This is a genomic window from Roseovarius salincola, from assembly GCF_026891095.1.
GTDB lineage: Bacteria > Pseudomonadota > Alphaproteobacteria > Rhodobacterales > Rhodobacteraceae > Roseovarius > Roseovarius salincola.
The window spans coordinates 112,769-119,982 of record NZ_JAPTNL010000012.1 but is presented as its reverse complement, the minus strand read 5'-3'; the positions used below and the strand labels follow the sequence as shown (position 1 = coordinate 119,982).

Annotated in this window: 10 protein-coding genes; 2 read left to right on the top strand and 8 right to left on the bottom strand. The window is 66.2% G+C overall.

Annotated elements, in window-relative coordinates; genetic code table 11:
- Positions 1–1,010 (top strand): hypothetical protein (locus N5A93_RS13720; RefSeq protein ID WP_268955669.1); only part of this gene is annotated, 1,010 nt, incomplete at its 5' end.
- 4 nt (positions 1,011–1,014) lie between these two features.
- On the opposite strand, the gene N5A93_RS13715 is transcribed toward N5A93_RS13720, so the two are convergent.
- From N5A93_RS13715 to era, 3 genes are all read right to left on the bottom strand, one after another.
- Positions 1,015–1,542: a universal stress protein gene (locus N5A93_RS13715; protein WP_268955668.1), complete on the bottom strand. Its 528-nt coding sequence runs from the start codon at positions 1,540–1,542 to the stop codon at positions 1,015–1,017.
- A gap of 93 nt (positions 1,543–1,635) precedes the next feature.
- Entirely contained in the window at positions 1,636–1,968 is a 333-nt protein-coding gene (locus N5A93_RS13710; protein ID WP_268955667.1) for a DUF1491 family protein, read from the bottom strand.
- Complete coding sequence (era, locus tag N5A93_RS13705; protein ID WP_268955666.1) at positions 1,965–2,873, bottom strand: GTPase Era; 909 nt, start codon at positions 2,871–2,873, stop codon at positions 1,965–1,967. The genes N5A93_RS13710 and era overlap by 4 nt, the downstream gene beginning before the upstream one ends.
- Before the next feature lie 212 nt (positions 2,874–3,085).
- Between era and N5A93_RS13700 the strand changes: the two genes are divergently transcribed.
- On the top strand, positions 3,086–3,643 hold the full coding sequence (locus N5A93_RS13700; RefSeq protein WP_268955665.1) for a thermonuclease family protein: 558 nt from the start codon (positions 3,086–3,088) through the stop codon (positions 3,641–3,643).
- A gap of 12 nt (positions 3,644–3,655) precedes the next feature.
- Here N5A93_RS13700 and rnc read toward each other — a convergent pair whose 3' ends face one another.
- The 5 genes from rnc to N5A93_RS13675 all read right to left on the bottom strand — a co-directional run bounded on the left by rnc (position 3,656) and on the right by N5A93_RS13675 (position 7,178).
- Entirely contained in the window at positions 3,656–4,339 is a 684-nt protein-coding gene (rnc, locus tag N5A93_RS13695) for a ribonuclease III (protein ID WP_268955664.1), read from the bottom strand.
- A complete protein-coding gene (gene lepB, locus N5A93_RS13690; protein ID WP_268955663.1) occupies positions 4,336–5,172 on the bottom strand; it encodes a signal peptidase I in 837 nt (278 codons plus the stop codon). The genes rnc and lepB overlap by 4 nt, the downstream gene beginning before the upstream one ends.
- 205 nt (positions 5,173–5,377) lie before the next feature.
- The gene (acpS, locus tag N5A93_RS13685) at positions 5,378–5,803 is read right to left on the bottom strand and encodes a holo-ACP synthase (RefSeq protein WP_268955662.1); all 426 of its coding nucleotides are present in this window, start codon (positions 5,801–5,803) and stop codon (positions 5,378–5,380) included.
- Positions 5,800–6,432 (bottom strand): LysE family translocator, encoded by a 633-nt coding sequence (locus N5A93_RS13680; RefSeq protein WP_268955661.1) that lies wholly within the window; start codon positions 6,430–6,432, stop codon positions 5,800–5,802. The genes acpS and N5A93_RS13680 overlap by 4 nt, the downstream gene beginning before the upstream one ends.
- Positions 6,429–7,178, bottom strand: a complete 750-nt coding sequence (locus tag N5A93_RS13675; RefSeq protein ID WP_268955660.1) for a pyridoxine 5'-phosphate synthase — start codon at positions 7,176–7,178, stop codon at positions 6,429–6,431. Before N5A93_RS13675 ends, N5A93_RS13680 begins: the two co-directional genes overlap by 4 nt.
- Positions 7,179–7,214: the final 36 nt, after the last annotated feature.

The following is a 7,214-nucleotide window of genomic DNA, read 5'->3' as shown; positions in this document are numbered from 1 at the left end:
GCGCGGTGCATGGGCGGGACTACATCACCATCGTCCCCATGGGCGCGGACGAGGGCAGCCATGGCGACTACACCCGCGTGAGCGACAAGGCCGAGGGCAAGCTCCAGGCCCCCGCCGACACCGGCATGTACGAAATCCGCTACGTGCTTGATGAGGGCAAGCGCACCATGGCCGCCCAACCCATCGAGATCACAGAACCCGAGGTCAGCGTCAGCGGCCCCGAATCCGCCCTCGCCGGGTCCACGATCCCGGTCGCCTGGACCGGCGCGGTGCATGGGCGGGACTACATCACCATCGTCCCCATGGGCGCGGACGAGGGCAGCCATGGCGACTACACCCGCGTGAGCGACAAGGCCGAGGGCAGGCTCCAGGCCCCCGCCGACACCGGCATGTACGAAATCCGCTACGTGCTCGACGAGGGCAAGCGCACGATGGCCGCGCAACCCATCGAGATCACCGCCCCCGAGGTCACGCTCTCCGCGCAAGGCGAACTGCGCGCCGGTGATACGCTGCGCGTTGAATGGAGCGGGGCGGTGCATCCGCGTGATTACATCACCCTCGTGCCCATGGGCACGCCGGACGGCGATCATGCCGAGTATTTCCGCGTCGCCGACGCGGGCAGCCGTGACATGTCCGCCCCAGACCAGCCCGGCCTTTACGAGCTGCGCTACATGCTCAACGAGGGGCGCAGGGTTCTCGCGCGCCATCCGGTCGAGATCCTTGACGCCGATGCGCCGCTCAGTTCGGGCGCCAGCCTCTCGGCGCCCGACAGCGCCGCGGCCGGGTCCATGATCGAAGTCGGCTGGAGCGTCGATTCAAGCAGTGCGGACCAGCGCATCACCCTGGCGCGCGCCGATCAGGCGATCTTTACCTGGCTCTCGGCAACGAAGATCGAGGGCGAACCGCCCCTGCGCATTACCCTGCCCGATGAACCGGGCAGCTACGAACTGCGCTTCCTCGATGTCTCGAACCAGGCGGTTCTGGCGCGCAAGGTGCTCGTGGTGGAGTGAGCGCCTAGCGCACCGAAACCACGGTGCATTCGGCGTGGTTCAGCACCTTCTGCGCCACGCTGCCCAGCACCGCACGCTTGAGCCGCCCCAGACCCCGGTGGCCGATCACGATCATGTCGGCCCCGGCCTCCTGCGCCATGTCGAGGATCGCATCGGCGGTGTCACCCTGCGACGAGCTGGTCTTGACGGTCTTCGCCCCCAGATCCTTCGCCCGGTCGGCGCCGCGTTGCAGGATGTCGTCCCCGACCAGCGTGATCAGCCGGATCGACTCGTCTCCGGCCCGCGTTTCGGCGAACAGGTTCAGCATGGTATCGGGCAGATTGGGCAGATTCACGCCCGGCGTCTTCCCCACCCGCTCGACCATGTGCTCCACATCCGCCATGCGGGCCAGTTCCTCGGCTGGCCGGCCGAAATGGAGCACATGCCCCACTGTCAGAGGAACGTCGAACTTCGCCGCGATCTCGGCGGCCAGGTCAACCGCCCTCATCGCGGTGTCGGACCCGTCGGTCGCCACGAAAATATGCTGTTTCATCGCTTGCCTCCCTTTCAACGGTGATGCGTTTCACGCTCGCACACCGGACATGGGGGCCGCCTTAACGCGCATCAACAACCCGGGGGGGAACCGCTAGTCCGCCAGACCATCCTCATCCAGCAGGTGGCGCCCGGCCCGGTCCTCGACCTCAAGCACCCAGAGATCCGGGTCGAACCCGCGCTGGCGCGCGATCACCGCATCCACCTCCTGCTCGGTGCCATCGGCCAGAACCACCCAGCGGCGCTCTCCGCTCATCAGGTCGAATGAGCGCTGAAAGGCGCGCGCGCGCCCGTCAAGCGTGTTGAGCTTGACCAGGACCGCGCCCGCGGTGTCGTCGCCATGGGCGGTGACAAAGGCCGGAATGTCGCTGAGCCGCAGTCGCGCCAGATAGGCATGCACCCAGAATTCCGCCGTCAGCCGTGTCACCCGTTGCCGTCCTTGAAATCCAGGCCCATCTCTGAATAGCGCGCCGCCTCTTCCAGCCAGCCGGGCCGCACCTTGATCTGGCAGAACAGATGCACCCTGCGCCCGAGGAACTCTTCCAGCTCTTCGCGCGCGGCCTTCGAGACGGCCTTGATCGTCTCGCCCTTCTTGCCAAGGATGATGCCCTTGTGACCGTCGCGCGCCACATAGATGATCTGGTCGATCCGTGCCGACCCGTCCTCGCGCTCTTCCCAGGACTCGGTCTCGACGGTCAGCTGATATGGCAGCTCCTGGTGCAGGCGCAGCGTCAGCTTCTCGCGGGTGATCTCGGCGGCGATCATGCGCAGGGGCAGATCGGCGATCTGATCTTCGGGATAAAGCCACGGCCCCTCGGGCATCTGCTCGGCCAGCCAGCGGCGCAGGTCATCGACACCGTATCCCTTTTCAGCCGAGATCATGAAGGTCTGGGCAAAATCGAACCGCGCATTCAGCGCCTCGGTCAGCCCCAGCAAGGCCTCCGATTGCACCCGGTCGATCTTGTTGATGGCCAGCGCGACGCAACGCCCCTTGCCCATGTCCTTAAGCCCCGCAAGGATGCGCTCAACCCCTTCGGTGATCCCGCGATGCGCCTCGACCAGCAACACAACCACATCGGCATCCGCGGCCCCGCCCCAGGCGGCCGCCACCATCGCGCGGTCCAGCCTGCGGCGCGGCAGGAAAAGCCCCGGCGTATCGACGAAGACAAGCTGGCTCTCGCCCTCCATGGCGACCCCGCGAATGCGTGCGCGGGTGGTCTGCACCTTGTGGGTGACGATACTGACCTTCGCGCCCACCATACGGTTGAGCAGCGTGGACTTGCCCGCATTGGGCTCCCCGATCAGGGCAATGAAACCGGCGCGCGTGGTCATGAAACGATCCTGTGTTGCAGCGGCAGAGACCTAACCTATTCCGCCCGCCACCACCAGACATCTTGAACCGTCGGCCAGCCCGCGCGACGCGGCCAGAGATCCCGGTTGGTCAAACCGCGACGAATGGACCCTTTCCAACCTGCCGAATTTTGCCATGATTGCAGGAGATGCCAGTGTGAACCATCCAGGACGAGTGCAAGAACGAGAGACCGTTGGGTATCCTGAGATTTGTTATCCGGGCCTTCTTTTCGGCCCCACGCCAACCCCCTGTGCCGCGCGACCGGCCGCGCAGCCCTGCCGAACGCCAGCGTCAGAAACCGCCGCCGCAGCGCGTCCATTACGAGGCCGCAGCGGTGACCGTGATCGAGCGCGCGCGCACGTCACACGATCACGCTGTTCTCAAGGGCAAATGCCATGTGATCGACGGAGATACGATCGTGATCGGAAAGGTGCGTATCCGCATCGCCGGGATCGACGCGCCGGAACTCGATCACCCCTGGGGCCAGAAATCGAAATGGGCGCTTGTCGGACTGTGTCGCGGTCAGGTCATCACCGCGCATATCCGCGACGAGCTGTCTTACGGGCGCGTGGTGGCCAGTTGCCATCTGCCCGACGGGCGCGACCTTGCAGCGGAACTGGTCAAGCTCGGCCTCGCGCTGGACTGGCCCAAATTCTCGGACGGCGCCTACAGGCATCTTGAACCACCAGATGCTCGCCGCAAACTGTGGCGCGCGAACGCCCGTCAGAAAGGCCGCATGCCACCGGCGTGACGCCCCGGCCCTTCAGCCCGCCTCGAGCCGGGTCAGCAGCGCCTTGGCGGCGGCCTGCTCGGCCTGCCGCTTTGATCCCGCCGTCGCGCTTTCGGTCTCGCCGATGGCCAGCCGGACCTCGATGGTGAATCGCGGCGCGTGATCGGGACCCGTGCGCGCCGTTTCAACGTAATCGGGGGGCGGCAGGGCACGCGCTTGCGCCCATTCCTGAAGCGCGGTCTTGGCGTCGCGCGCGTCTTCCTCGACGCTGTCGATACGCTGCCCCCACAGCCGCAGCACCAGCGCCTTGGCCGCTTCGAAACCCGCATCGCGGTAAACGGCGGCGATCACCGCCTCCATCGCATCGCCCAGCAGCGCCTGCTTGCGCCGCCCGCCGGACAGCATCTCCGAGCGGCCCAGCTTGAGCACGTCACCCAACCCGATCTCGCGTGCCACATCGGCGCAGGTTTCCTTGCGCACCAACGCGTTGAAACGCGGCGCAAGCTGGCCTTCCTCGGCCATCCTGTCGCGCTCCAGCAAAGCCTCGGCCATCACGAGGCCAAGCACCCTGTCGCCCAGGAATTCCAGCCGCTGGTTGTCGTCCCGTGTCGGCGACACCATCGAGGAATGCGTCACCGCCCGCACCAGAAGAGCAGGCCGGGAAAACATGTGCCCCAGCCGCCCTTCGAAGGCTTTCAGCTCACCGGATAGTTTCATTCCAGCTTCTCGAAAAAGCGGTCGCCGCGCCATGTCCAGAAGAACAGCATCGAACGGCCCGCCGACGAGAACATCACCCGCCCCGCGCGCCCGATCAGGTTTTCGTAGGGCACGAAGCCGACACCGCCCACCGCCTGCGGAAAGCGCGAGTCGGTGGAATTGTCGCGGTTGTCGCCCATGAAGAAATAATGCCCCTCCGGCACGGTAAAGAGGCCGGTATCATCCGCGCGCTGCGCACCGATATTGAGGATATGATGCGACTCGCCATTGGGCAGGGTCTCGCGGAAACGCGACTTGGTGCAGGTCGCGCCCTGGCCCACCACGCCGTTTTCGCAGCGCGGGCGGATCTGCACCGGGCCTTGCGGCTCGAAAATCTCCTCGAAGGTGCCCGCCGGCTCCACCTCGACCGCCTCGCCATTCAGGTAAAGCCGCCCCTCGCGCATCTGCACGGTATCCCCGGGCAGGCCGATCAGGCGCTTGATGAAATCGGTGCCCTGCACCGGGTGGCGGAACACGATGATATCTCCGCGCTCGGGTTCGCTGCCCAGGATGCGGGTGTTGTCGCCATCCAGGAATCCGCAGATATCCTTGGCATCGATGTCGATACCCAGGCTCGCAATGCGGATCGTCGGGCAGGAGGCATAGGAATAGCCATAGGCCATCTTGTTGACGAACAGGAAATCGCCGATCAGCAGCGTGTCCTTCATCGACCCCGAAGGAATCCAGAATGGCTGGAAGAAAATGGTGCGGAAGATCCCCGCGATCACGAGCGCCCAGAAGACCGTCTTGACCGTCTCCCAGATCGTGCTCGGTTTTTTGGCTTCGCTGGCCATGAGGCCCTCCGGTGTTTGGGTTCGCGCGCTACATGCGGCGCGCCGCCCGGGGAGTCAAGTTAAGCGCGTCCGGCACGGCGCCGGTAGGGGGCGACATTAGGGGCGCGGGCGCGCCGCGCGCTTTGTTAACCCGTGCCGGAACGGTGCAGGATACCGACGCGATACCGACGTGAAGCCGACGCGATACCGAAGCGGATTTATCCCGTTAATCAGCGCCTTGTGCCGATTCGTCCTCTGTCGGCAGCGCCTCGATCACCACGAATGCCTGCGCCCAGGGGTGGTCGTCGGTCAGGGTGACGTGAATGACCGCGGCATGTCCCGGCGGCGTCATCTCATGCAGGCGGTCGGCGGCCCAGCCGGTCACATGCATGCGCGGCTGGCCGGTGTCGAGGTTGCTGACCGCCATGTCCTTCCAGGCGATGCCCATGCGCAGCCCCGTGCCCAGCGCCTTTGAACAGGCCTCTTTCGCCGCCCAGCGCTTGGCATAGGTGCCCGCCACGTCGCGGCGCCGCTCGGCCTTGCGCTGCTCGGTCTCGGTGAAGACGCGGTTACGGAACCGGTCGCCGAAACGCTCCAGCGTGGCGGCGATCCGGTCGATATTGGCAAGGTCCGTGCCGATCCCCAGGATCATTGAAGCCTCATGGTCAGCAGCTTGACCCCCGCCGCACCGAAGAGCAGAGCGAAAACCGTGTCGAACGCCCGCTGCGCGCGGGCATAGCCGCGCGCCACCTTGCCGATCGAGAACAGCATCGCATAGCCCATGAAGATCATGACAGACAGGCCCAGAAGCATCGCGAACCATTGCCAGACATGCGCCGCCCCGGCCCCCGTTTCTGCCCCGGCCCCACCCGGCAGAACCAGCGCATAGATCGCGCCCCAGGCCAGAATCGCCTTGGGATTGGTCAGGTGCAACAGCATGCCCCGCAGAAACAACTGCCCCTGCGCGGGCTTCACGCGCGCTGCGCGCACGGGGCGCAGCGCGCGGCGCAGGCTCTTGACCGCGAGAAAGATGAGATAAGCCGCACCTGCCAGCCGCACCGCCTCAAAGACCCAGGCATGGGCCAGCATCACGGCGCTCATGCCCAGTGCCGCCGCCACGCCCCAGGCCGCCGAACCGCATGTCACGCCCAGCGCCAAGGCCAGCCCCGCGCCGCGCCCGTTACCCATCGAGGTGGCGGAAATCGCCAGCGTCGCGGGGCCGGGGCTACCCGCCGCCACGGCCCATGCCGCAAGGATCAGTCCGGCCTCGGCCCATGTCATGCGCGGGCCGCCTCCATCAGCGCACGCATCCGCTTGATCGCCGGGGCAAGCCCGTCAAAGATCGCCTCGGCAATAAGGAAATGCCCGATGTTGAGCTCGACCAACTCGGGAATGGCGGCGATCGGCGTCACGGTGTCATAGGTCAGCCCGTGCCCGGCATGCACCTCAAGCCCCAGACCATGCGCCAGCTTCGCACCCGCCCTGAGCGCCTCCAGCTCGGCGTCGCGCTTCTCGGTCTCGCCATCGGCATGATAGTCGCAATAAGCGCCTGTATGCAGTTCGACCACCGCCGCGCCGATCCGTGCCGCCGCCTCGATCTGGCGCGCCTGATGGCCGATGAACAGCGACACCCGGCACCCTGCCGCGCTGAGCGGCGCTATGAATTCGGCCAGCCGGTTGTCATCGCCCGCCACGTCCAGCCCACCCTCGGTGGTGCGCTCCTCGCGCTTCTCGGGGACGATGCAAACCGCATGCGGCTTGTGGCGCAGGGCGATCGCCTGCATCTCGCCGGTGGCGGCCATCTCGAAATTCAGCGGCCGTTCAAGCCCTTCGACCAGCCGCTCGATATCCACGTCGCTGATATGGCGGCGGTCCTCGCGCAGATGCGCGGTGATCCCGTCGGCGCCGGCCTCCTCGGCCAGTTTCGCCGCCCGCAACGGGTCGGGATAGGCGCTGCCGCGCGCGTTGCGCACCGTCGCCACATGATCGATATTCACCCCGAGCCGCAACTTGCCGTCAGATATCATGCCAGACGCCCTTTCCTGAGATCACGCTGAGTCGCC

Excerpts from the sequence above, each read along its gene's own strand:
- N5A93_RS13675 (WP_268955660.1), bottom strand. The coding sequence starts at position 7,178 with ATGATATCTGACGGCAAGTTGCGGCTCGGGGTGAATATCGATCATGTG.
- acpS (WP_268955662.1), bottom strand. The coding sequence starts at position 5,803 with ATGATCCTGGGGATCGGCACGGACCTTGCCAATATCGACCGGATCGCC.
- rnc (WP_268955664.1), bottom strand. The coding sequence starts at position 4,339 with ATGAAACTATCCGGTGAGCTGAAAGCCTTCGAAGGGCGGCTGGGGCAC.
- lepB (WP_268955663.1), bottom strand. The coding sequence starts at position 5,172 with ATGGCCAGCGAAGCCAAAAAACCGAGCACGATCTGGGAGACGGTCAAG.
- N5A93_RS13715 (WP_268955668.1), bottom strand. The coding sequence starts at position 1,542 with ATGAAACAGCATATTTTCGTGGCGACCGACGGGTCCGACACCGCGATG.
- N5A93_RS13680 (WP_268955661.1), bottom strand. The coding sequence starts at position 6,432 with ATGACATGGGCCGAGGCCGGACTGATCCTTGCGGCATGGGCCGTGGCG.
- era (WP_268955666.1), bottom strand. The coding sequence starts at position 2,873 with ATGACCACGCGCGCCGGTTTCATTGCCCTGATCGGGGAGCCCAATGCG.